This is a genomic window from Amycolatopsis sp. N2S4-7 (assembly GCF_058119595.1).
In genome coordinates this window covers 6,732,406-6,755,109 of record NZ_CP172299.1, presented here as the reverse complement: position 1 = coordinate 6,755,109, position 22,704 = coordinate 6,732,406, and the positions used below count along the sequence as shown (strand labels likewise).

Annotated in this window: 25 protein-coding genes; 9 read left to right on the top strand and 16 right to left on the bottom strand. The window is 71.1% G+C overall.

Annotation, left to right across the window (positions count from 1 at the left end; genetic code table 11):
* Window positions 1–201: 201 nt before the first annotated feature.
* Window positions 202–801 carry an acyl-CoA-like ligand-binding transcription factor gene (locus ACH54P_RS32005; protein WP_489907042.1) on the bottom strand — a complete coding sequence of 200 codons (600 nt, stop codon included), beginning with the start codon at window positions 799–801 and terminating at the stop codon, window positions 202–204.
* Window positions 782–2,308, bottom strand: coding sequence for a DHA2 family efflux MFS transporter permease subunit (locus ACH54P_RS32000; RefSeq protein WP_489907041.1), 1,527 nt, complete (start codon window positions 2,306–2,308; stop codon window positions 782–784). Before ACH54P_RS32000 ends, ACH54P_RS32005 begins: the two co-directional genes overlap by 20 nt.
* Before the next feature lie 173 nt (window positions 2,309–2,481).
* Here ACH54P_RS32000 and ACH54P_RS31995 point away from each other — a divergent pair, with 173 nt between their 5' ends.
* Window positions 2,482–3,627 carry an MFS transporter gene (locus tag ACH54P_RS31995; RefSeq protein ID WP_489916746.1) on the top strand — a complete coding sequence of 382 codons (1,146 nt, stop codon included), beginning with the start codon at window positions 2,482–2,484 and terminating at the stop codon, window positions 3,625–3,627.
* A gap of 238 nt (window positions 3,628–3,865) precedes the next feature.
* On the opposite strand, the gene ACH54P_RS31990 is transcribed toward ACH54P_RS31995, so the two are convergent.
* Together ACH54P_RS31990 and ACH54P_RS31985 are read right to left on the bottom strand one after the other, a co-directional pair.
* Window positions 3,866–4,246 carry a DUF8711 family protein gene (locus ACH54P_RS31990; RefSeq protein WP_489907040.1) on the bottom strand — a complete coding sequence of 127 codons (381 nt, stop codon included), beginning with the start codon at window positions 4,244–4,246 and terminating at the stop codon, window positions 3,866–3,868.
* 15 nt (window positions 4,247–4,261) lie between these two features.
* Window positions 4,262–5,443 (bottom strand): RtcB family protein, encoded by a 1,182-nt coding sequence (locus tag ACH54P_RS31985; RefSeq protein WP_489907039.1) that lies wholly within the window; start codon window positions 5,441–5,443, stop codon window positions 4,262–4,264.
* 98 nt (window positions 5,444–5,541) lie between these two features.
* On the opposite strand from ACH54P_RS31985, the gene ACH54P_RS31980 reads away from it, so the two are divergent.
* The gene (locus ACH54P_RS31980; protein WP_489907038.1) at window positions 5,542–6,525 is read left to right on the top strand and encodes a DUF4034 domain-containing protein; all 984 of its coding nucleotides are present in this window, start codon (window positions 5,542–5,544) and stop codon (window positions 6,523–6,525) included.
* Between the two features lie 13 nt (window positions 6,526–6,538).
* On the opposite strand, the gene ACH54P_RS31975 is transcribed toward ACH54P_RS31980, so the two are convergent.
* Together ACH54P_RS31975 and ACH54P_RS31970 are read right to left on the bottom strand one after the other, a co-directional pair.
* Window positions 6,539–7,579, bottom strand: a complete 1,041-nt coding sequence (locus ACH54P_RS31975; RefSeq protein WP_489907037.1) for an aspartate-semialdehyde dehydrogenase — start codon at window positions 7,577–7,579, stop codon at window positions 6,539–6,541.
* Window positions 7,579–8,844, bottom strand: coding sequence for an aspartate kinase (locus tag ACH54P_RS31970; protein WP_489907036.1), 1,266 nt, complete (start codon window positions 8,842–8,844; stop codon window positions 7,579–7,581). Before ACH54P_RS31970 ends, ACH54P_RS31975 begins: the two co-directional genes overlap by 1 nt.
* 229 nt (window positions 8,845–9,073) lie before the next feature.
* Here ACH54P_RS31970 and ACH54P_RS31965 point away from each other — a divergent pair, with 229 nt between their 5' ends.
* Window positions 9,074–9,664, top strand: a complete 591-nt coding sequence (locus tag ACH54P_RS31965; protein ID WP_489907035.1) for a nitroreductase family protein — start codon at window positions 9,074–9,076, stop codon at window positions 9,662–9,664.
* On the opposite strand, the gene ACH54P_RS31960 is transcribed toward ACH54P_RS31965, so the two are convergent.
* Window positions 9,661–10,356 carry a ComEA family DNA-binding protein gene (locus ACH54P_RS31960; protein ID WP_489907034.1) on the bottom strand — a complete coding sequence of 232 codons (696 nt, stop codon included), beginning with the start codon at window positions 10,354–10,356 and terminating at the stop codon, window positions 9,661–9,663. The two genes, ACH54P_RS31965 and ACH54P_RS31960, sit on opposite strands and share 4 nt — an antisense overlap.
* An 84-nt stretch (window positions 10,357–10,440) precedes the next feature.
* Complete coding sequence (locus ACH54P_RS31955) at window positions 10,441–10,824, bottom strand: hypothetical protein (protein WP_489907033.1); 384 nt, start codon at window positions 10,822–10,824, stop codon at window positions 10,441–10,443.
* 239 nt (window positions 10,825–11,063) lie between these two features.
* Between ACH54P_RS31955 and leuA the strand changes: the two genes are divergently transcribed.
* Both leuA and ACH54P_RS31945 read left to right on the top strand, forming a co-directional pair.
* Window positions 11,064–12,824, top strand: coding sequence for a 2-isopropylmalate synthase (gene leuA, locus ACH54P_RS31950; RefSeq protein ID WP_489907032.1), 1,761 nt, complete (start codon window positions 11,064–11,066; stop codon window positions 12,822–12,824).
* Window positions 12,821–13,792, top strand: coding sequence for a helix-turn-helix transcriptional regulator (locus tag ACH54P_RS31945; protein WP_489907031.1), 972 nt, complete (start codon window positions 12,821–12,823; stop codon window positions 13,790–13,792). The genes leuA and ACH54P_RS31945 overlap by 4 nt, the downstream gene beginning before the upstream one ends.
* Before the next feature lie 119 nt (window positions 13,793–13,911).
* Here the strand turns inward: ACH54P_RS31945 and ACH54P_RS31940 are convergent, their stop codons facing one another.
* Window positions 13,912–14,814: an SDR family oxidoreductase gene (locus tag ACH54P_RS31940; protein ID WP_489907030.1), complete on the bottom strand. Its 903-nt coding sequence runs from the start codon at window positions 14,812–14,814 to the stop codon at window positions 13,912–13,914.
* 129 nt (window positions 14,815–14,943) lie between these two features.
* On the opposite strand from ACH54P_RS31940, the gene ACH54P_RS31935 reads away from it, so the two are divergent.
* Window positions 14,944–15,495: a DedA family protein gene (locus tag ACH54P_RS31935; RefSeq protein WP_489907029.1), complete on the top strand. Its 552-nt coding sequence runs from the start codon at window positions 14,944–14,946 to the stop codon at window positions 15,493–15,495.
* Here ACH54P_RS31935 and ACH54P_RS31930 read toward each other — a convergent pair.
* A complete protein-coding gene (locus ACH54P_RS31930) occupies window positions 15,482–16,102 on the bottom strand; it encodes a peroxiredoxin-like family protein (RefSeq protein WP_489907028.1) in 621 nt (206 codons plus the stop codon). The two genes, ACH54P_RS31935 and ACH54P_RS31930, sit on opposite strands and share 14 nt — an antisense overlap.
* A gap of 59 nt (window positions 16,103–16,161) precedes the next feature.
* Here ACH54P_RS31930 and ACH54P_RS31925 point away from each other — a divergent pair, with 59 nt between their 5' ends.
* Entirely contained in the window at window positions 16,162–16,770 is a 609-nt protein-coding gene (locus ACH54P_RS31925; protein ID WP_489907027.1) for a TetR/AcrR family transcriptional regulator, read from the top strand.
* Here the strand turns inward: ACH54P_RS31925 and ACH54P_RS31920 are convergent.
* Window positions 16,755–17,660, bottom strand: coding sequence for a LysR family transcriptional regulator (locus ACH54P_RS31920; protein WP_489907026.1), 906 nt, complete (start codon window positions 17,658–17,660; stop codon window positions 16,755–16,757). The genes ACH54P_RS31925 and ACH54P_RS31920 overlap by 16 nt on opposite strands.
* A 24-nt stretch (window positions 17,661–17,684) precedes the next feature.
* Complete coding sequence (locus ACH54P_RS31915) at window positions 17,685–17,951, bottom strand: hypothetical protein (protein ID WP_489907025.1); 267 nt, start codon at window positions 17,949–17,951, stop codon at window positions 17,685–17,687.
* A gap of 62 nt (window positions 17,952–18,013) precedes the next feature.
* On the opposite strand from ACH54P_RS31915, the gene ACH54P_RS31910 reads away from it, so the two are divergent.
* Entirely contained in the window at window positions 18,014–18,910 is an 897-nt protein-coding gene (locus ACH54P_RS31910; protein ID WP_489907024.1) for an EamA family transporter, read from the top strand.
* Here the strand turns inward: ACH54P_RS31910 and ACH54P_RS31905 are convergent.
* From ACH54P_RS31905 to ACH54P_RS31890, 4 genes are all read right to left on the bottom strand, one after another.
* Window positions 18,907–19,551, bottom strand: a complete 645-nt coding sequence (locus ACH54P_RS31905) for a DedA family protein (RefSeq protein ID WP_489907023.1) — start codon at window positions 19,549–19,551, stop codon at window positions 18,907–18,909. The genes ACH54P_RS31910 and ACH54P_RS31905 overlap by 4 nt on opposite strands.
* 110 nt (window positions 19,552–19,661) lie before the next feature.
* Window positions 19,662–20,303 carry an SDR family oxidoreductase gene (locus ACH54P_RS31900; protein ID WP_489907022.1) on the bottom strand — a complete coding sequence of 214 codons (642 nt, stop codon included), beginning with the start codon at window positions 20,301–20,303 and terminating at the stop codon, window positions 19,662–19,664.
* A 299-nt stretch (window positions 20,304–20,602) separates the two neighbouring features.
* Complete coding sequence (locus tag ACH54P_RS31895) at window positions 20,603–21,802, bottom strand: RNA polymerase sigma factor (RefSeq protein WP_489907021.1); 1,200 nt, start codon at window positions 21,800–21,802, stop codon at window positions 20,603–20,605.
* Window positions 21,799–22,155 carry a YciI family protein gene (locus tag ACH54P_RS31890; RefSeq protein ID WP_489907020.1) on the bottom strand — a complete coding sequence of 119 codons (357 nt, stop codon included), beginning with the start codon at window positions 22,153–22,155 and terminating at the stop codon, window positions 21,799–21,801. The genes ACH54P_RS31895 and ACH54P_RS31890 overlap by 4 nt, the downstream gene beginning before the upstream one ends.
* An 84-nt stretch (window positions 22,156–22,239) precedes the next feature.
* Between ACH54P_RS31890 and ACH54P_RS31885 the strand changes: the two genes are divergently transcribed.
* Window positions 22,240–22,680 (top strand): YybH family protein, encoded by a 441-nt coding sequence (locus ACH54P_RS31885; RefSeq protein WP_489907019.1) that lies wholly within the window; start codon window positions 22,240–22,242, stop codon window positions 22,678–22,680.
* Window positions 22,681–22,704: the final 24 nt, after the last annotated feature.

Sequence of the window (22,704 nt, the reverse complement as noted above, 5' to 3'; positions counted from 1 at the left end):
CACCGCTGGTAGTTACTGCCCACTATGGAACGACTTCGTCACTCACCCGAGTGCCACCGGTGATCGTTCACCTTCATCGCTCCGTCGGAGCGCGTGTCGGGACTGCTCCAGATGGGGCGCTCCACGTCCGCACCGCCACCCACACGGTCCATCCCGAGGCGGGAGCGAAAATGCGAAATCAATTCCACGAAAACGCCGCCGTCAAAGCGGCAGTCCCGCCTCCAGGTGGGCCACGGCTTCGTCGAGGATCACCAGGGTGTCGGCGTCGGGGTCCGCCGCGGCGCCGACGAACGCGGCCATGATCACGCCGACCACCGCGCCCGCCCAGTTGCGGACCTCGAAGTCGTCCGCGGCCCGGCCGGTGCGGCGCGCGGCCAGCCCGGCCAGCAGGTCGATCCCCTCGGCGAACTGGTCCATGATCGCGCTGCGCAGCTCGGGCTCCCGGAACACCAGCATCTGCCGCTCGCGTTCCCGTGCCCAGTCGTCGGCGGGGATCTGCTCGCGGATCGTGTCCACGGTCGCCCGCAGCGCGGCGAGCGGGCTCAGCTCGGGCGGCTGCGCGAGCGCGGCTTCGATGAGGACCGGGTCGAACGGGTCGTAGAGGACCGTCGCCTCCTTCGTCGGGAAGTACCGGAAGAAGGTGCTGGGCGAGATGTCCGCCGCGGCCGCGATCTGGTCGACCGTCGTCGCGCTGTAGCCCTGCTCGTGGAACAGCCGCAACGCGTGCCGCTGGATCGCGTCCCGCGTCCTGGCCTTCTTCCGCTCGCGCAGTCCCTGGGGTTCAGATGGCGACGACGTCATGCTCCGATTCTCGCGGCTGCGGTCCCGTGGCCGTCCGCCCGGGCAGGAACAGCAGGGCGAGCAGCCCGCCGGCGACGCCGAGCCCGGCGCACACCCAGAGCGTCGCCGCCATGCCGTCGGTGAACGCCGTTCGCGCCGATTCGGCGAGCGCGGGCAGGTGGAGCTTCTCCGCGACGGCGATCGCGGCGGACGCGCTGCCGCGCACCGCGTCGGCCACGGGCGCGGGCAGCCCGGCCACGGCGACGCCGTCCCGGTAGACGCCGTTTAGCACCGTGCCCAGCACCGCGACGCCGATGGTGCCGCCGACCTGGCGCAACACCTGGATCAGCGCCGAGCCGGCGCCCGAGCGCCCCTCGGTGAGCGCGCCCATCGCCATCGACATCAGCGGCGGCAGCGTGCACCCGGTGCCGAGGCCGATGACGACCTCCCAGCCCACGGTGACGCCGTAGCCGTCCGACGGCGATGTCGTCGCCCCCCAGGCCAGCCCGGCCGCCAGCAGCGCGAACCCGCCCGTGACGACCGCCCGCGCGCCCAGCACGGCGACCAGCCGCTCGGCGATCTTCGCCGACACCAGCATTCCGCCGATCAGCGGCAGCAGCCGCAGCCCGGTCTGCAGCGCGTCGGCGCCCTGCACCGCCTGGAACAGCTGCGGCAGCACGAACAACAGGCCCATCAGCGCGAAGGACGCCATCGTGGCGAGCACCGCGCCCCAGACGAACCGCGGCTCGCGGAACAAGGCGAGGTCGGTGAGCGGCGCGGCCCCCCGCGTCTGCGCCCAGCAGAACACCGCGAGCAGCGCGGCGCCGAGCGCGATCAGGCCGTACGTCGCCGGGTCGGCCCAGCCGTGCTCGCCGGCGTAGACGAAGCCGTACGTGAGCGCGACCAGCCCGGCCGCCGAGAGCGCGATGCCCGCGAAGTCGATCCCGCCCTGGCCGGAACCGCGCGTGAGCGGCACCAGGAACAGCACCGCGACCACGCCGACCGCGGTCAGCGGGACGTTGATCAGGAACACCGAGCCCCACGCGAAGTGGTCGAGCAGCCAGCCGCCGAGCAGCGGCCCGAGCGGGATGCCGACGAACGTCGCCATCACCCACGTCGTCAGGGCCTTCGCGCGCTCCTCCGGCGGGAACAGGATGTTCAGCAGCGAGAGCGAGAGCGGGATGAGGAACGCGGCGCCGACGCCGAGGACGACCCGGGCGGCGATCAGCTCGCCCGGCGAACTCGCGTAGGCGCACCACAGCGAAGCCAGCCCGAACACCGCGAGCGCGGCGAGCAGCAGTTTCTTCGGGCCGAAGCGGTCGCCGAGCAGGCCCGCCGGCAGCAGCAGCGCGGCCAGCGCCAGCGTGTAGGCGTTGCCGAACCACTGCAGCTGCGTGGTCGTGGCGCCGAGGTCCACAGCGAGCGTCGGCACGGCGACGTTCAGCACGGTCAGGTCCAGGCCGACGGTCAGCAGGCTCACCGCGAGCGCACCGAGCGCCCACCACCTGCGTGGGTAGAGCTGAGTCATAGCGACCCCCAATTGATAGTTACTCCCAAATGAGAGTAGCTCTCAAAATTTCCCGGCGCCAGTGAGAAATAAGTTGCACGCGCGTACCACCTTGGGTTCTCATCGAGGGCGTGCCGTTCCAGCCGTACCGCCGGGTCCTGTCCGTTCCCCGCGTCAAGTCGACGATGGCGCTGATGTTCCTGGCGCGGCTGCCGATGACCATGAACGGCGTGCTGATGACGCTGTACATCGTCACCGGGCTCGGCCGCGGCTACGGCGCCGCCGGGCTGGTCGGCGCCGGCGTCACGCTCGGGATGGCCCTCGGCGCGCCGCTGCTCGGCCGCTGCTTCGACCGGTACGGGCTGCGCCCGGTCGTCGCCGTCTGCGGCATCGGCACGACGGTGTTCTGGATCGCCTCACCGCACCTGCCCTACGAAGCGCTCGCCGCGGTCGCGGTCCCGGCCGGGATGCTCTCGGTGCCCGCGGGCTCGCTGGCCCGGCAGGTCCTGGCCGCGCTCGTCCCCGTCTCGGAGCGCCGGGCGGCGTACTCGCTCGACACCATCTCGATCGAAGCGACGTTCATGATCGGTCCCGCGGCCGGCATCGCGGCGATCACGTCGTTCTCGCCGACGTGGACGCTCACCGCGCTCGGCCTGCTGTTCGGCGGCACGGCGTTCCTGATCTGGCTGATCGACCCGCCGATCCGCGAAGAGGCCGAGCCGGGCGCGTCCGGGGTGCGGCCGCCGCTGCGGAGCTGGCTCACCGGCCGGCTCGTGGCGACGCTGCTGATCGCCGCCGGCACGCTGTTCGTGCTCGTCGGCACCGAACTGGCGACGCTGGCGGCCCTGCGCTCGAACGGCGAAATCGGCATGACGGGCCTGGTCATCGCGGTGATGTGCGCGGCATCGATAGCCGGCGGCATCGTCCACGGCGCCGCCCGGCGCTCGTTGCCGCAGGGCGTGCTGATGCTGCTGCTCGCGCTGCTGGTGGTGCCGGTGGGACTGGCCGACCAGCCGTGGTGGCTGCTGATGCTGGTGCTGATCCCCACGAACCTGCTGTGCGCCCCGACCCTGGCGGCGACCACCGAGACGGTCAGCCGCATCGCCCCGCCCCAGGTCCGCGGCGAGGCGATGGGCCTGCAGGACGCCTCGACCCGGCTGGGTCTGGCGCTGGGGAGCCCGGTGGTCGGCTTCGCGATCGACCACTCGAGCCCGGCATGGGGCTTCGCGGCGGCGGGGCTCGGCGGCCTGGTGATCGCTTCGGCGGGGCTGCTGTGGCGCCGGTCGCGGGAACCGGCGCCGGTCGCGGCGGATGCGGCGGTCAGCCAGTCCGCGGCCTAGCGTGGCTGCGGCCTATCCGGCCACCCCGCGCGATCCGCGGCCGAGCCGGGTAACCGCTTGGCGGGCTGCCGCCGCTTGGCGGGCTGCCGCCGCTTGGCGGGCTGCCGCCGCTTGGCGGGCCACCGCCCGCCGGGTCGCGGCCGCCGCTTGGCGGGCCACCGCCCGCCGGGTCGCGGCCGCCACCTAGCCGAGCGACCCCATCCCGCCCGCGCGATCCGCGGCCGAGCCAGTCCGCGGCTTAGCCACAGGCCGCGCGGAGGGCGTCGAGCTTCTTGACGTTGCGCTGCACCCACTGGGCCACCACACCGGCGTCCTCGATGCGTTCCTTCTGCACCTCGACGTACGAGTCGGCCATGCCGAGCAGCGCGTTCTTGACGTCCTGGTCCTGGACGTTCCCCGCGAGCTCGCGCAGCCGCTTCTCCTTGTCCTCGGCGCGCGCCTTGAACTTGGCCGGGTCGACCAGCGGGTTCAGGTCGGCGAGCCCGAGGGCCTCGGTGCACGCGCCGACCTTGTCCGCGGTCCGGCTGCCCTGGTCGACCGCGCTGCTGACCTGGTCGCACCCGCTCAGCAGCAGTGCGGCTCCGGCCAGCAGCGCGGCCGTCGTTCCACCCCTCGTCATGGCGTCAACGTACCGTCAGCCCTTGACGCAGACCACCTGCTTGAGGTGCGCCACCACCTCGACGAGGTCCGTCTGGGCCTTGATCACCGTTTCGATGTCCTTGTACGCCGCCGGGATCTCGTCGACCACGCCCGAGTCCTTGCGGCACTCGACGCCCGCCGTCTGGGCCGCGAGGTCGTCCGCCGTGAACAGCTTCTTGGCCTTGGTGCGGGACATCCGGCGGCCGGCGCCGTGCGACGCCGACTGGAACGACGACTCGTTCCCCAGGCCGCGCACGATGTACGAACCGGTCCCCATGCTGCCCGGGATGATCCCCAGGTCACCCGATCCGGCACGGATCGCGCCCTTGCGGGTGACGAGCAGCTCGACACCGTCGTAGGTCTCCTCGGCGACGTAGTTGTGGTGGCAGGAGATCGCGTCGTCGAAGGTGACCTGCGGGAGCTCGTCGCGAACCGCCTGCTTCACCAGCGCGACCATCGTGGCGCGGTTGCGCGCCGCGTAGTCCTGCGCCCAAAACAGGTCGCGCCGGTAGGCCGCCATCTCCGGCGTGCCGGCGACGAACACCGCGAGGTCGCGGTCGGGCAGGTCCGCGTTGTGCGGCAGCTTGCGCGCGACGGCCATGTGCCGCTCGGCCAGCTCCTTGCCGATGTTGCGCGAACCCGAGTGCAGCATCAGCCACACCTGGCCGGTGCCCTCTTCGAGGCAGACCTCGATGAAGTGGTTCCCGCCGCCGAGGCTCCCGATCTGCCGCGCGGCCCGGTCGTGCAGCTCCTGGACGCCGGGGTGCAGCTCGCCGAAGCCCTTCCAGAAGGTGTCCCAGCCGCCGACGCCGTGCACCTTCGCGGGGTTCACGGGCGTCTTGTGCAGCCCGAACCCGACGGGCACGGCGCTCTCGATGCGCCGGCGCAGCTTGCCGAGGTCGTCGGGCAGGTCGCTCGCGGTGAGCGACGTCCGGACGGCACTCATGCCGCACCCGATGTCGACCCCGACGGCGGCCGGCGAAACGGCGTCCCGCATGGCGATGACGCTGCCGACGGTGGCCCCCTTGCCGTAGTGCACGTCGGGCATCACGGCGACGCCGTGCACCCACGGCAGGTTGGCGACGTTCTGCAGCTGCCGCATGGCCTGCTCTTCGACCGACGCGGGATCCGCCCACATCCGGATCGGCACGCGGGCGCCGTCGACAGCGGTGTACATGGTTTCCTCCCCTGGACTTGCTTGCGGGACTTAGGATCCCCCGTGGAGGCGATTCGGACAAGACGATTTCCGATCGTCCACTGTGGAGGAGAACGCACATGGGACTGCTGCCCGGCCCGGGGGCCGCCACCCGGGGGATGGTCCCCGACACCGAACTGACGGCCGATCCGCACTTCGACGACCCCCGCCTCGCCGCCGCCGTCTCCGCGGCCCTCACCGGGGACTGGCGTCCCGCTGCCGCCCTCGTCGCCGCGCTCCGGGGGGACTGGGACCGGCGCACGGCCGTCGTCGACGCCCTCGCCACCGCCGCCACGACCGAACGGCAGTGGCTGCGGGACTGGCTCGCCGTCCGGGACGGCGATGCGGACGCCACCGTCGTGCAGGCGCAGACGTTCGTCGCCCTGGCCTGGCAGCGGCGGGGCGCGGCGCGCGCCCGGCACACCAGCCGCCAGCAGTTCGGGCCCTTCCTCCAGTTGCTGGAACACGCCAGGGACACCGCATGGAAGGCGGCCGAACTCGCCGAAGCGGATCCGACGCCGTGGGCGACCCTCGTCTCCGTCGCCACCGGGCTCGAGGTCCGCTACCAGCCCTTCGACGGGATCTGGTCGGGCCTCCTCGTCCGCGCACCCGCCCACCGGCCCGGTCACGAGCGCGCCCTGCGCTACTGGTGCCCGAAGTGGCACGGCACCGAAGAGCGCCTGCTCGACTTCGCGACCGGAGCCGCGGCCATGGCCCCGTCGTTGACGCCGCTGCCCCTGCGGGCGGCCTTCGAGATAGCCATGGAGGGCAACCCGATCTGGCGCAGCCGGTACGTCCAGGAGGCCCTGGACGCGGCCTTGCCCTGGCTGGACGGCGAAGGCGCCGGACACCCGAGCGCCCGGGAAGACCGCGGTTACGCCATCTACGCGCTGCACCACAACGGCCGTCACGACGAGGCCGTCGCCCAGTTCCGGAAGCTCGGCGGCCACGCCGACGGGTACGTCTGGAACTTCACGACCGACGTCACCCGGTCCGCCGATCCCGTGAAGCAGTTCGCCACCCTGCGCGCGAAGGCGTGCCGTCACGCGTCCCGGGACGCGTGACGGCACCAGCGCGTCAGAGCTGCTGCGCGATCAGCTCCGCGATCTGCACGGCGTTGAGCGCCGCGCCCTTGCGCAGGTTGTCGTTGGAGATGAACAGCGCCAGCCCGCGGCCGCCGTCGACGCCCTGGTCCACGCGGATCCGGCCGACGTAGCTGGGGTCGTTGCCCGCCGCCTGCTGCGGGGTCGGGATCTCCGACAGCTCGACGCCCGGGGCGTGCGCCAGCAGGTCCGTCGCGCGCTCGACCGTCAGGGGCCGCTCGAACTCGGCGTTCACGGAGATCGAGTGCCCCGAGAACACCGGCACCCGCACGCACGTGCAGGACACGCCGAGGCCCGGGATGCTCAGGATCTTGCGGCTCTCGTTGCGGAACTTCTTCTCCTCGTCCGTTTCCAGCTCGCCGTCGTCCACAATGGACCCGGCCAGCGGCAGGACGTTGAACGCGATCGGCCGCGCGTACTTCTCCGGCTTCGGGAAGTCGATCGCCGCGCCGTCGTGGGTCAGCAGCGACGCGTGTTCCGCCGCGGCGCGGACCTGGCCCGCCAGCTCCTCCACGCCGGCCAGCCCGCTGCCCGACACCGCCTGGTACGTCGACGCGACCAGCCGGACCAGCCCGGCCTCGTCGTGCAGCGGCTTCAGCACCGGCATCGCGGCCATGGTGGTGCAGTTGGGGTTCGCGATGATCCCCTTGCGCGCCTCCTTGATGGCTTCCGGGTTGACCTCGCTGACGACCAGCGGCACGTCGGGGTCCATCCGGAACGCCGAGGAGTTGTCGATCACCGTCGCGCCCGCCGCGGCGAACCGCGGCGCCTGCGCCTTCGACGTCGACCCGCCCGCGGAGAACAGCGCGATGTCCAAACCGGACGGATCCGCCGTCGCCGCGTCCTCGACCGTGACCTCGGTGTCGCGCCACGGCAGCTTCGACCCCGCCGAGCGCGCCGAAGCGAAGTACCGCAGCTCCGCGATCGGGAACTCGCGCTCCGCCAGCAACTTGCGCATCACCGCGCCGACCTGGCCGGTCGCGCCGACCACCCCGACCCGCAGCCCGTCCGCCATCAGCGACCACTCCCCGCGTAGACGACGGCTTCTTCGTCGCCGCCGAGTTCGAACGCCTCGTGGATCGCGCGCACGGCTTCGTCGAGCTGCGCGTCCCGGATCAGCACCGAGATGCGGATCTCCGAGGTGTTGATGATTTCGATGTTGACGCCGGCCTGCGCCAGCGCCTCGCAGAACGTCGCCGTGACACCCGGGTGCGACCGCATCCCGGCGCCGACCAGCGAAACCTTGCCGACGTGGTCGTCGTAGAGCACCGACTCGAAGCCGATCTCCGCCTTGACCTTCTCCAGCTCCTTGACCGCCTTGGCGCCGTTGGCCTTCGACAGCGTGAACGTGATGTCGGTGCGGCCGGACACGGTGCTCGACACGTTCTGCAGCACCATGTCGATGTCGATCTCGGCGTCGGCGATGACGCGGAAGATCCGGGCCGCGGCGCCGGCGTGGTCCGGCACCCCGGTCACCGTGATCTTCGCTTCGGAGCGGTCGTGCGCCACACCGGTGATCAAGGCTTGTTCCACGGGGATCTCCTCGATAGAACCGGTCACCGTCGTGCCCGGCTTGTCACTGTAGGAAGAGCGGACTCGGATCGGCACGCCGTAGCGGCGCGCGTACTCGACCGAACGCAGGTGCAGGATCTTCGACCCGCTCGCGGCCAGCTCGAGCATCTCCTCGTACGGGATGGTGTCGAGCTTGCGCGCGTCCGGCACGATCCGCGGGTCGGCGGAGTACACACCGTCCACATCGGAGTAGATCTCGCAGACGTCGGCGTTCAGCGCGGCGGCCAGCGCGACGGCGGTGGTGTCCGAGCCGCCGCGGCCCAGCGTGGTGATGTCCTTGGTGTCCTGCGCGACGCCCTGGAAGCCCGCCACGAGCGCGATGTAGCCCTGCTCGAGGGCCTCGGTGACCCGGCTCGGGGTGACGTCGATGATGCGCGCGTTGCCGTGCACCGACGTCGTCACGACGCCGGCCTGCGAACCGGTGAACGACCACGCTTCGGCACCCTGGGCCGCGATGGCCATCGCCACGAGCGAGTTCGAGATGCGCTCACCCGCGGTGAGCAGCATGTCCATCTCCCGCTCCGGCGGCGCCGGGTTGACCTGCTGCGCCAGGTCGAGCAGCTCGTCGGTGGTGTCACCCATCGCCGAGCAGACCACGACGACGTCGTTGCCCGCCTTCTTCGTGGCGACGATCCGTTCCGCGACGCGCTTGATCCGGTCGGCACTTTCCAGCGACGATCCGCCGTACTTCTGGACCACGAGGGCCACGCCCGAACCTCCTCGACGGGCCGGGCGGCTCCCTGGTGGGCACCGGAGAGCCCCCGCGTCCCATGTTTGACAGGGAGCCTACCGGGGCTTCCGCGGCCTGCCACCCTCTTGACGTGGGGCGACCCCTTCGCGTGGGTCGCCCGGAAGTAAATCTTCCGTAACACCAAGGAAATGCACGGAGCCCTTCCTTCCGAGTGATGCAGCGCACGCCTGGCTGTAGTTTCTGATCGTGCGTAAACCAGCTGTGACGAGCGTCCCGATCGCCTCCCTGATGGCCGAGCGGTGGAGCCCGCGTGCCTACGACGAGTCGGCCGAGGTCACCCCGGAGCAGGTCCGGGCGCTCCTGGAGGCGGCCCGCTGGGCCCCGTCGTTCGGCAACACCCAGCCCGCGCGGTACCTGGTGGGCGTCCGCGGCACCCCCGCGTTCGACGCCGTCCTGTCGACGCTCAACTCGGGCAACCGGGCCTGGGCGCACCGGGCGAGCCTGCTGCTGATCGGCGTGATGGTGACGACGAACGAGAAGGGCGCGGTGCCGTACGCCGAGTACGGGCTCGGGCTGGCTTCGGAGAACCTCGTGCTGCAGGCGGTGGAGCTGGGCCTGATCGCCCACCAGATGGCGGGGTTTTCCCCGGACGCGGTCCGCGCGGCGTTCTCGTTACCGGACGACGCGGTCCCGAAGGTCGCGATCGCGGTCGGCTCACCGGCCTCGCCGGAGGTGCTGGAGGAGGACTGGCGGATCGAGCGCGAGAAGGCGGAACGGGTGCGGCTGCCGCTGGAGGAGTTCGCGTTCACCGACCAGTGGGGCAAGCCGGCGCTCTAGCCCGGCAGGACGACGGCCCGGTCGCGAACGCGGTCCCAGGCGCCGACCGGCACGGTGGTGAACACGTCGTCCACCGCGGCGAACCCGCCGATCGCCGTCCTGACGGCGGCGATTTCGCCGGCGGTGGCGACGTCGATTCCGCAAACCGAAGCAATGACGGCGGCCGGCGCGCTGTTGAGGTCGACGAGGCCACCGTCGTCGTAGTTCCGCGGCAGATCGGGGCGGCCGATCCGCAGGTCGCGCGCGATGAGCGGGTCGGCGGCGACGAGCTTCCGGGCTTCGGCGCGGCGTTCCCGCGCGGCGAGCGCGGCGGCGAGGGCCGGGTCGCCGTGTTCCGCCGGCGCCAGGCCGAGGACCTGCCGGCGGAGCTTGACCTGCTGAACGCAGGCGACCGCGGCCACGACGAGACCCAGGATCGTGGCGATCGAGGTCAGCACGTCCCCGGTGGTGCCGACCGCCTTGCCGGCGGCGTCCTTCGGGGCCATCGAGAGCAGCACCCCCACGACCGCGGCGGCCGCCCCGAACGCCGCGGCTCGCGCGTAGAGCGACTTCCGCCCGAGGCGGACGGCGGCGTGCACGAACGGGACCCAGGCGAACAGCCCGATGGTGGCGATGGTGACGACGAAGTACCAGCGGCTCCCCACGCGGGCGATCGCGCTCGGCTTCGTCACGACAGGCTGTGAAACGGACATGGTCAGCACCCCTTCCGGCGTGCTGAAGTCGCCTGGCCGCGACAGTGCGTTACCCGCCGGTGCCGATCGTGATCACGGCGAGATTCAGGAAGCGCCGCCCACCCGGCGGATCACCTTCGCGAGAATCCCGGACACCACGAGCCAGAAGATCGCCGCGATGCCGTAGTTCACCAGCACCCGCAGCTTTCCGTCACTCGGTGTGAACAGATCGCTGAACCCCAGCGCCAAGCTGTCCGCCCACGACCGGACGAACGAAACGATGCCGTTGTCCGGATTCGCCGAGCCGACCGTGAAGATCACGTGGATCACCAGGAACGCGGCGAAGATCAGTCCTACCCAGCGGACGATCGACGCCACCGCCGAAGCCACCTTGCCCCCGGTCTGGCGCCAGTCGACGGCGGCCCGGCGGGAGCGGGAGACCCGGGTCTCCGTCTCCTCCGATGACGACGACTCAGCGTGTTCAGCCATGCCCGCAGTTTCGCACGGGGATACGCCGATTGCTACCCGCTGGTAACACGTTCAGCCGATCCGAAGTAACAGTTCAATCGCGGCCCGGCTTCCCTCACGGAGCGTTCCGTGGTTATGGTGGGGTCGTGGCGCGTGCTCTCCTGCTTCGCTGCCGCGACGGGGCCTGACCGGACCGGCTCCCCGTCGCGGGGCTTCGTGGTGCCGGTCGCACCCGTCGATCTGGAGACACCCACATTCCCATGAGCAAGATCCGCAAACCTTCGCGTCCCGCGCCTGCTGACCAGCCCGCTTGGAACACCCAGCGCGGCACGTCCATGCCGGTCCACCGCTACCGCCCGTGGTACGACCTGGTCGAGAACATCGACCTGCCCGACCGCACCTGGCCCGAGAAGCGCATCGAGCGCGCGCCGCTGTGGTGCGCCGTCGACCTGCGGGACGGCAACCAGGCCCTGATCGACCCCATGTCGCCCGCGCGCAAGCGCAAGTTCTTCGACCTGCTGGTCCGCATGGGCTACAAGGAGATCGAGGTCGGCTTCCCGGCCGCGTCGCAGACGGACTTCGACTTCGTCCGCGAGATCATCGACGAGGGCGCCATCCCGGACGACGTCAGCATCCAGGTGCTGACCCAGTGCCGTCCCGAGCTGATCGAGCGGACCTTCCAGTCCCTCGAAGGCGCACCCCGCGCGATCGTCCACATCTACAACTCGACGTCGATCCTGCAGCGTCGCGTGGTCTTCCGCGAGGAGCGCGAAGGCATCAAGAAGATCGCGACGCAAGCCGCGGAAATGGTCGTCGAGCTGGCCGCCAAGCAGCCGGACACCGACTTCCGGTTCCAGTACTCGCCGGAGTCCTACACCGGCACCGAGCTGTCCTACGCGCTCGAGGTCTGCAACGCCGTCACGGAGATCTGGCAGCCGACGCCGGAGAAGCCGGTGATCCTGAACCTGCCGGCGACCGTCGAGATGGCGACGCCGAACGTCTACGCCGACTCGATCGAGTGGATGAGCCGGAACCTGGACCGCCGCGACTCGGTGATCCTGTCGCTGCACCCCCACAACGACCGCGGCACCGGCATCGCCGCCGCCGAGCTGGGTTACCAGGCCGGCGCGGACCGGATCGAGGGCTGCCTGTTCGGCAACGGCGAGCGCACCGGCAACGTCGACCTGGTCGCGCTGGGCATGAACCTCTACAGCCAGGGCATCGACCCGCAGATCGACTTCTCCGACATGGACGAGATCAAGCGGACGGTCGAGTACTGCAACCAGCTGCCGGTCGGCGAGCGCTCGCCGTGGGGTGGCGACCTGGTGTTCACCGCGTTCTCCGGCAGCCACCAGGACGCGATCAACAAGGGCCTCGACGCGATGAAGGACGCCGCCGACAAGGCGGGCGTACCCGTCGACGAGCACCCGTGGGAGGTCCCGTACCTGCCGATCGACCCGAAGGACGTCGGCCGCACGTACGAGGCCGTGATCCGGGTGAACTCGCAGTCCGGCAAGGGCGGCGTCGCCTACATCATGAAGGCCGAGCACCAGCTCGACCTGCCGCGGCGGCTGCAGATCGAGTTCTCGAAGGTCATCCAGCGCTACACCGACTCCGAGGGCGGCGAGGTCGACCCGACGACGATGTACAACGCGTTCTCGGCCGAGTACCTGGAGCTGAAGACGCCGCTGGAGCTGGTCCGCCAGCACGTCCGCGACAACGGCGACGGCGAGTACGACATCACCGCGACCGTCCGCGTGGAAGGGGACGAGCACGAGGTCACCGGCCGCGGCAACGGCCCGATCGCGGCGTTCTTCGACGCCCTGTCGACGGTGGGCTTCGACCTGCGCCTGCTGGACTACAGCGAGCACACGCTCTCGCCGGGCGACGACGCGCGCGCCGCGTCGTACATCGAGTGCGCGATCTCGGACCGCGTGTTCTGGGGCATCGGCATCGACCCGTCGATCGTGACGGCGTCGCTGCGCGCGGTCGTGTCGGCGGTGAACCGCGCCAACCGGTGAAAGCCGAGCGGCTGGTCGCGCTGTTGTTCACGCTGCAACGGCGACGCAGCGCGACCGCCGCTGAGCTCGCGTCGGAACTGGGTGTCTCGGAGCGCACGATGCACCGCGACCTGGCGGCACTGCGTGACGCGGGGGTTCCCCTGTGGACCGAGCAGGGCCGCCACGGCGGTTTCCGGCTGGTCGACGGCTGGCGCGCGGGTCTCGACGGCCTCACCGCACGTGAGGCCGTCGCGCTCTTCGCGCTGGGGGTGCCGGACGCGCTGGCCGGGCTCGGCCTCGACACCGCGGGCAGCGCGGCGCGGGCGAAGGTGTCCGCGGGCATGCCCGCGGAGCTGCGGGAACACGCGGCGCTGGTCGCGGGGCGCTTCCACCTGGACGCACCGGGCTGGTTCGGCTCTTCGGACGAGCCGCCGGCGCTGGCGGAGGTGGCTCGGGCGGTCTGGAGCCGGCGACGGGTGTCGGTCACCTACCGGCGCCGCGACAAGGTGGCTTCGCGGGAGCTGGAACCGCTGGGGCTCGTGCTGAAGGCGGGCGTCTGGTACCTGGTGGCCCGGGTGGTGCCGGGCGACGCTGTGCGGACTTACCGGGTTTCGCGGATCTCGGGTGTTGCGGTGTCGGACGTCGCGTTCTCACGACCGCCGGACTTCGACCTGGCCCAATGGTGGCGCTCGTCATCGGCGGCGTTCGAGCAGGTGGCGCGCCCGCTGTGGGTTCGCGCCCGGCTGAACCGGACGGCGGTGCGGGAGCTGCGCCGCGTGTTCGGTGGGGAGCACCTGGCGGACACGGTGGTTTCGCTGGGAACGCCGGACGAGGACGGCTGGGCCGAGGCCGAGCTCGCCCTGGAAGACGGCGAGATCGGCCTCGGCCAGCTGGTGGCGTTGAGCCCGGGTGTGGAGGTTCTCGAGCCCGCTTCGCTGCGAGCGGCACTGGCCGAGATCGGCGCCGAACTGGCGGCCCGCAACGCCTGATCCACAGGGGCCGGCGAATGTGGACAACCGGCGGCCCCGGCGGGCGTTCGGGCAGTTTTGTCACACCCCGCCGATAGACTGGACAAGGGCACGCCCCCCAGAGGAGGGCGGGGGCCGCGTCAGCGGTAGCCGGTCGTATCCGCAGGCTTTCCCGCGTCGGCCACCTCCACCATGTACCGCCAGGCGTCCGGCCTGCTGCCGTCGATGTCGTCCACCTCGTACTCCTTGGCCAGCTGCCCGCTGCTCACCGTCTGGCCGCTCCACCGGTGCCGGTCCGGGTCGGCCGCCAGGGCCACCACCGTGCGCCCGCAGAACGTCGGTGTCTCCGAAATCGCGAAGTGCGGCACGCGCGCGCACGCGTCGCGCCAGTTCTCCTCTGTCACCCCGTAGATCTCCAGCATCGCCTCCGACCGCAGGTACCCCGGCGTGAACGCCACCGCCGTGCACGAATGGGCGGCCAGCTCCGCCGCTTCCCCGATCGCCAGCAGGTGCGCCGACGCCTTCGCCATGTAGAACGGCAGCGAAGTGCCTTCGCGGTACTTCGCGTTGTACTCGGCCGTGCCGTCGGTCAGTTCGACGACCAGTCCGCCCGGGCGGCCGATCAGCTGCGGGAGCAGGAAGTGGCTGGTGATCAGGTGCGCGTCGATGCCGAGGCGGATCATCCGCAGGCCGGCCGCCAGGTCGTGCTCCCACACCGGCTTGCCCCAGCCGAGGTGGTGGTCGCCGCCCCAGAGGCCGTCGATCAGGATGTCCAGCGGGCCGACCTGCTTGGCCAGCGCCTCGACCTCCTCCGGCACCAGGTGGTCGACGCGGATCGCCTCCGCGCGGCCGCCCACGCGCTCGACCAGCTCGGCCGTCTCCTCGATCGTCTCCGGCCGGTCCACTTCGGACCGTCCGGCGCGCGTGGACCGGCCGGTCACGTACACGAAGGCGCCCGCCCGGCCGAGTTCGACGGCGATCGCCCGGCTCGCGCCACGCGTCCCGCCCGCCACCAGTGCGACTTTTCCGGAAAGTTCGTTCATGCCGCCAGCTTCACGGCGAACCATGACAACTCCTGTCATGGTTCGCGAAGCCTGTGGACGACCTGTCGGGTTCCTGTGAGTCCCCGGTGATCGGGAGTGAACCGGGCCCGGCGGGCGGTTAATGGAGGTGTGGACGGATCGACGGCGGGACTGCTGGTGCTGTTCGTCGTCTCGCTGGTGCCGCTGCTGCCCACCGAGGTGACGCTCCTCGGCATGGGCATCGCGGCGGCGCAGGGCGGGACGTCGCTGGCACTGGTGATCGCCGTGGCGAGTGCCGGGTGCCTGGCGTCCGACCAGGCGCTCTACGCCCTCGGCCGGTTCGGTGGCCGGGCGGCGCTGGACCGGCTGAGCCGGCGGCGGAAGATCGCCGCCGGCATCGGCTGGCTCGACGGGCGGCTGCAGCGCCACCCCCGGCCGGTGCTGGTGGTCGCCCGCTGGCTGCCGTCGGGCGGGACGGTCGGTGCCCTGCTCGCCGGATCGCTCCGGTGGCCGATGGCGGAGTTCTTCACCGCCTCGGCCGTCGGCGTCACACTCTGGACGTCCTACGTGGCCTTCCTCGGCTACGCGGGCGGCCAGATCATCACCGAACCCGGGATCAGCCTGCTGCTCTCCCTGGGCGTGGCCCTGGTCCTGGGTTCGGCGATCACCTACGGCGTCAGACGCGGAGCTAAAGCGATTTGACCGCCTCGAGGATCTGCAAGGGCTCGGTCCGGGTCGTGAAGTCCGGGTGGACGTCGACGAACCGGAGCACCCGGTCCCGGTCGACCACGACCACCGCCGGGTGGACCAGCTCCCAGGTGCCGTTGACCTGCTCGAGGTCGGTGCCGAGCAGTTCCATGGCCTCGCGCACCGGGGCGGACACCGGATAGCTCAGCCCGAGCCCCCGCGCGACGGTGCTGCCGGCGTCCGAAAGCACGGGGAACTCCACCTCCGCCACCGGCACCGAGCCGTCCGGCCGCTGGGGGCTGATCGCCACCAGGGTCGCGCCGAGCGACTTCAGCTCGGGCAGGAGTTCCTGCTGGTAGGTGCGCAGCGTCAGGTTGCAGTACGGGCACCACTGGCCGCGGTAGAACACGAGCACCGCCGGCCCGTCCGCCACCAGGTCACCCAGGTTCACCGGTGCGCCATCGGCGCCGGGCAGCGTGAAGTCCTCGACCTCGGCGCCCGCTTCGGCGAACTTCGTCCCGCCCGCGCGACGCCGGTCCGCTTCGAGGATCTCGAAGATTTCCGGCGGCAGGGCGTCCCGAAGCTGGTCGTTCAGCCCGGTCAGCGCGGTGTTGAGCGTCATGGATCCCCCTCGCGAGTTGTACTAATTGGTACAGTGTGCCGAACTGTACTATCCAGTACATGGAAGCGCAAGCAGCGGCCACGACCCCGCGCGGCAAGCGGACCCGTGACGCGATCGTCGACGCGGCGGCGCAGCTGATGTACGTCCACGGCGTCGCGGGCACGAGCATCGACAAGGTGCTCGCCGCGAGCGGGGCCGGGAAATCGCAGATGTACCACTACTTCAAGAACAAGGACCAGCTGGTCGCGGCCGTGATCGACCGGTACCTCGAGCAGATTCTGGCCAACCAGCCGGCGATCTTCGAGCTGACCTCGTGGGCGGATCTCGAGACGTGGACCGAGCAGCTGCTGGACGTCCACCGCCGGGCCGGCGGCCCGATCGCCTGCCCGCTGGGCAACCTCGCCGGCGAGCTGGGCGACAACCCCGAGATGGCGCCGCTGGTCGACCAGGCGTACCGGAAGTGGGAGGCCTACCTGGAGCGCGGCCTGACCACGTTGCGGGACAAGGGAGAACTCGCGCCCGACGCCGATCCGGCACGCCTGGCCCAGGCGGCGATGACGTCCGTCCACGGTGGACTGCTGCTGGCGCACGTCCGGCACGACATCGTCGCACTGGAGGACGCCCTGCGGATCGCGCTGACGCACCTGCGCGGTCACGCCGTGAGCTGAGCGACCTCCGCGCGCAGCTCGTCGATCACCTTGGCCACGGCCGGGCGCTGCAGCGCGCCGGTGCGGCACACCGCTTCCACCAGCCGCGCCGCGCGGATCCCCGCGAGGGGCCGCCCGACCAGGCCGCTGCCGCGACGGGTGTCCATCGTGTACCGCGGCAGCAGGGCGATGCCGTGCCCGGCGGCGACCAGCCGCTCGGTGATCCGGAAGTCGTTGATCCGCTGCACCACGACCGGCCGCACGCCGGTGCGGATGGTCAGCGAGCGCAGCACGTCGTCCACCGGGAAGCCGAAGTCGACGCTGATCCAGCGTTCGTCCGCGAGCTCGGCCAGCTCGACGCGGCGGTGGCCGGCGAGGCGGTGCCCCACGGGCAGGGCGACGTCGAGCGGTTCCCGCAGCAGCGGCACGACGTCGAGCCGGCCGGAGTCGAACTCCGGCGCGTGCTCGTCCCGGTGCGCGACGACGACGTCGTAGTCCGCGACCAGACCGGGAACCTCCGGTGGCGTCATGTCGACATCGCGGACGTCGATCTCCAGGCCCTCGTAGCCGCCGACGCGGGTCAGCAACCCCGGCAGCAGCATCAGCCCGGCCGACTGGAAGATCGCGATCCGCACCCGTCCGCGCGGCGCGCTGCGGTAGGTGTCCAGTTCGGACTCCGCCCGCTCGAGCGCGGCGAGCACCTCGTCAGCGCGGGCGACGAGCGCGCGGCCCGCGTCGGTCAGCCGCAGTCCCCGCCCGGCGGGCTCGGTGAGGGGCAGCCCGACTTCGCCCTGCAACGCGCGCAGCTGCTGCGACACCGCCGACGGCGTGCAGTGCAGCGCCCGCGCGGCCGCGGTGACGCTCCCGCGGTCGGCGAACTCCCGCAGCGTGCGCAGGCGACCCAGATCCACGAGGCCAGCGTAGTTGAAGCGCAGCTACACAGTGCACACAGTTTCGGCGACCGCCGCTTCACGGTCGTGCCGCTGCCGGGCGACCGTGCCCACGCTGACCAGCGCGACGATCCCGGCCACGCAGCCGAGCAAGCGTTTTCGCCGGGCGTCCGGTCGAGTCCGCTGTGTCCGTGAACGCGCGAACCCGGTCAACGGCAGCACGCCACGCAGCATCGGTTCCCCCCCGGTTTCGACAAGGCGCCCATCCTCAACGGCCGCGGACCTCGCGCGCTTGTTCTCCTTGAAGTACACCTACAAGGTCCCTGCAGATATTCTCGCTGGTCCTTCACGATCGGCCTTGTCAGAGTGGAGGCATGCCCGCCCGTGACCGCCTGCTCGCCGTGCTCGTCGCCGTCCTCTGGGGTCTCAACTTCCTCGCCATCCACGCCACGCTCGGCCAGTTCCCGCCGGTGTTCGCGGGCGCGCTCCGGTTCGCCGTGATCGCCGTGCCGACGATCCTGTTCGTGCCGTGGCCGAAGGTGAAGGTGCGGCACCTGCTCGGCTACGGCCTCGGCTTCGGCACCGGGCAGTTCGCGTTCCTGTTCATCGCGATGGACACCGGGATGCCGACCGGGCTCGCGTCGCTGGTGCTGCAGGCGTCGGCGCCGTTCACGGTGCTGCTCGGCGCCGTCTTCCTGCGCGAACGCGTCACCCCGCACCAGCTGGCCGGCATCGCGCTGGCCGTCGCCGGGATGGCCGCGATCGCGTGGCAGCAGTCCGGGCACGCCGCCCTGCTGCCGATGATCCTGACGCTGCTCGCCGCGCTGAGCTGGGCGTTCGGCAACCTCAGCACGCGCAAGGCCGAGCCGGACAACCCGCTGCACTTCACGCTGTGGATGTCGGTCGTGCCGCCGCTGCCGATGTTCGCGCTTTCGCTGGTCATGGAGGGCCCGGCCGCGCAGTGGCGGTCTCTGACGACGCTGGGGACGCCGACCGGGCTGACCGCGCTCGGCGGCCTGACCTACGTCGTGCTGATCGGCACCGTCGTCGGCTCGGGGCTGTGGACCACGTTGATGCGGCGCAACCCGGCCGGCGTCGTGTCGCCGTTCTCGCTGCTCGTGCCGGTGGTCGGGCTGACGGCGTCGTTCCTGCTGCTCGGCGAGCGGCCGACCGGGCTGGAGATCGGTGCCGCCGTGGTCGTGATCGCGGGCGTGCTCCTCGGCTCGCTCCGGACCGCGCGCAAGCCCGACCCGGAGCTCGTCGCGGTCTAGGCCGTGGGCTCGCTGACTTCCTGCTTCTCTTCTTCTTCGTGCTTGCGGCCGAGGCGCTTCTTCATGACGAAGAAGACGACGACGCCGATGACGATCGCGGCGAGCAGGCCGAACTTGGAGAACCGGCCGAGCCACTCTTCGGCGACGACCCCGAGGTAGAAGACGGCCGCGGTCGTGCCGCCCGCCCACACGATGCCGCCGGCCGCGTTCGCCAGCAGGAACTTCGGGTAGTGCATGCGCAGTGACCCGGCGAGCGGGCCGGCGAGGATGCGCAGGAACGCGATGAACCGGCCGAGGAAGACGGCCCACACCCCGCGTTTGTTGAAGATGCGTTCGGCGTTGGCGAGGTGCGTCGGACCGAAATGCTTCGGGAATTTCCGGCCGGCCCAGGCGAACAGCCGTTGTCCCCCGGTCTTTCCGATGAAGTACCCGATGCTGTCGCCGATGATGGCGCCGGCACTGGCCAGGATGCCGATCCACAGCGGGTTCACCGCGTCGTGCGTCGAAGCCAGCAAGGCGGCGCTGACCAGCACGATCTCGCCGGGGAGCGGGATGCCGAGGCTCTCGATCATGATCACGGCGCCGACGATCAGGTACACCGAGAGCGGCGGGATCGCCTCCAGCCATTGGTCGATGTGCACTACCCGTACCCCCTGGTACCTGTGTCCGAATCTGCTTTCCGCAGGGTACCGGGAGCGGTGTGCCCCGGGCGGCCTCCTCAGGTATTGCCACCGGTACGACTTAAGTCGGGTCAGTCCAGCGCGGCCAGGGCCGGCGCGACCGGGAAATCCCCGGAAACGACGTCGAACCCGCGATTTTCGGTGAGCGGCTCGGCCAGCACCCCGACGAGCACAGCGGCGACGTCCTGCCGCGTGATCCGCCCCGGCTCCAGGTGCCCGGCGATCTTGACGCGCCCGGTCGGCGGGCCGTCGGTGAGCGTGCCGGGCCGGACGATGGTCCAGGTCAGCGCGGATTTCTGCAGGGCGAGGTCGGAGATCTGCTTGGCGAGCAGGATCGACCGGACGAGCCGGTCACCCTGATCGGGCGAATCGGCGAACTGCGCGGACAGCTGGACATAGCGCGAGACGCCGGCCTTCTCGGCGGCCCGGATGGCGGCGATGGACCCGTCCCGATCGACGAGGTTCACCGATTCGGGTTCCGGATCGGGCGCCCCGATCGCGCTGATGACGACTTCGGAGCCGGCCAGCGCCTCGACGAGATCATCGGCATCAGCGGTGACATCGGCAACGACCGGCTCGGCATCGAGGTCCCGCAGGACTTCAGCGCGCCGCCGGCTCCGAAGCCCGGCCCGAACGGTATGCCCCCGCGCGGCGAGCATCCGAACAACGTGAAACCCGGTCCGCCCCGACGCGCCCAGCACGGTGACCTGCATGGCTCGATGGTGCCGCAGATCCGGCTGGTTCGCGCCCCTTCCGATCGTGTGAAGGCGGTTTGTGGGGGTTGGGCTCGGTGTTCCACAGGGTTGTCCACAGGGTTGGTTGGGTGTGGACAACTTTCGGTGGGGAGGTCTGAGCAGGCTGTTCTGGGGGCTCAGCCGCGAGGGCTGGCTCAGCCGGAAAGGGGCTCGTCCGCAAGGGCGGGCTCGGCCAGTGCGGTGAGCCCGGCCGCCGGAGTCGGCTCGGCCGCCCGAGTCGGCTCGATCGGCGAGGTGACCTCCGCCAGCCCCCGACCTCACCCAGCGGCCAGCGCCGCCGCCCGTGCCTCCAGATATGCCTGCTCCGGCACGCTCAACGTCCCCCGCGCGGCGGCCGAATACGCCTCCCGCGCCCCCACAACATCCCCGGCTGACTCCAGCAGGTGCGCCCGCACCGAGTCCACCCGATGGTGCCCCTTCAAAGCCGGGTCCGAAGCCACCTCCTTCAACTCCGCCAACCCGGCCTCTGCCCCATGGACCTGCGCGAACGCCACCACCCGGTTCAACGTCACCATCGGCCCGGGCGCGACCACCCGCAGCAGGTCGTACAACGTAAGAATCTGCGCCCAGTCCGTCTCCTTCGCCGAGGCGGCCTCAGCGTGGACCGCCGCGATCGCGGCCTGCAGCTGGTACGGCCCCACCGGAGCCGACGACAGCGCCTCCGTGATCAGCGCGATTCCCTCCTCGATCAGCGAAGGGTCCCAAAGGGACCGGTCCTGGGTCGCCAGCGGCACCAGCTCTCCCGATGGAGACACCCGCGCCGGGCGGCGGGCCTCCGTCAGCAGCATCAACGCCAGCAATCCCGTGACTTCGCCGTCCGAAGGAAGCGAAGTCCTCAGCTGCCGGACCAGGCGGATCGCCTCCGTCGTCAGCTCGACGCGGTTCAGCGCGTCACCCGAACTGGCCGTGTGGCCCTCGGTGAACACCAGATACAGCACCTGCAGCACCGCCGACAGGCGGTCGGGGCGTTCGGCGTCCGGGCACGTCAGGCGGGCACCGCGGAGTTTCTGCTTCGCGCGGCTGATCCGCTGGCCGATCGTGGCTTCGGGCACCAGGAAGGCCCGCGCGATCTCCGCCGTCGTCAGGCCGCCGACCGCGCGCAGCGTCAGCGCCACCTGCGACGGCCGCGTCAGGGACGGGTGGCAGCAGAGCAGCAGCAACGTCAACGTGTCGTCGACCCCGGCGACCGGCTCGGGGTCCGGGGGCTCGGCCAGCGCCACCGTCTCTTCGCGCCGCTGCCGCGCCGTCTCGCTGCGCCACTGCTCGATGCGCCGACGGGACGCCGTCGTGATCAGCCACCCCTTCGGGTGGTCGGGGACGCCCTCGGACGGCCACTGCTGCGAAGCCGCCAGCAGCGCCTCCTGGACGGCGTCTTCGCACGCGTCGAAGTCCCCGTACCGGCGGACCAGCGCCGCGAGGACCTGGGGCGCGAGCGCCCGCAGGAGATCCGGCGTCACAACCCCATCACCGGCCGCACTTCCACCACCCCGAACGCCGCCTCCGGAATGCGGGACGCGATCTCCACCGCCCGGTCGAAGTCCGCGCAGTCCAGCAGGTAGAAGCCCGCCAGGAACTCCTTGGCCTCGGCGAACGGCCCGTCGGTCGTCAGCGGACCGCCGTCGCCCACGCGGACCTGCTTCGTCAGCTCCGGAAAGGCCAGCCGCTCCGAGACGATGCGCTCGCCGGACGCGTCGAGGTCGTCGTTGAGCTGCCGGTAGTAGGCGAGGCCGGCCGCCTGCTGCTCCTCGCTCATCCCCTCCCACGCCGCGCGGGACTCCGGGTTGCCGTAGATCAGGACCACGTATTTCACGAAACCTCCCGGAGGATGTCGAAATCCGCCCGGCGGCACCTACGTCCCCCTCGAAGGCACCAACCGGCACCTCTGGAGGATGGCATGACCGAGCAGGACGAGAAGCGGATCCGCGCACTGATGACGGCCCGTGAGGTCGCGATGGCCGAGCGTGACGCCGAGACCCTCGGCTCGCACTACGCGCCGGACGTCGTCGCGTTCACCCTCGCGCCCCCGCTGGTGCACCGCGGCGCGGACGTGATCGACGTCGAGGCGCGGAAGGCCTGGTTCGACGGCTTCGAGGGCCCGATCGAGTACGAGATCCGGGACCTCGAACTCACCGTGGGCGACGACATCGCCTACGGCCACGCCCTCAACCGGCTCTCGACGACGCCGAAGGGCATGCCGGAGAAGTTCGAGCTGTGGTTCCGGGCGACCGTCTGCTTCCGCAAGCAGGACGGCGAGTGGCGGATCACCCACGTGCACGACTCGACGCCGTTCTACATGGACGGCACGATGAGCGCCGCCCTGGACCTCAAGCCCTGAAAAGGGAGTGGCCGGCCGGGAAGG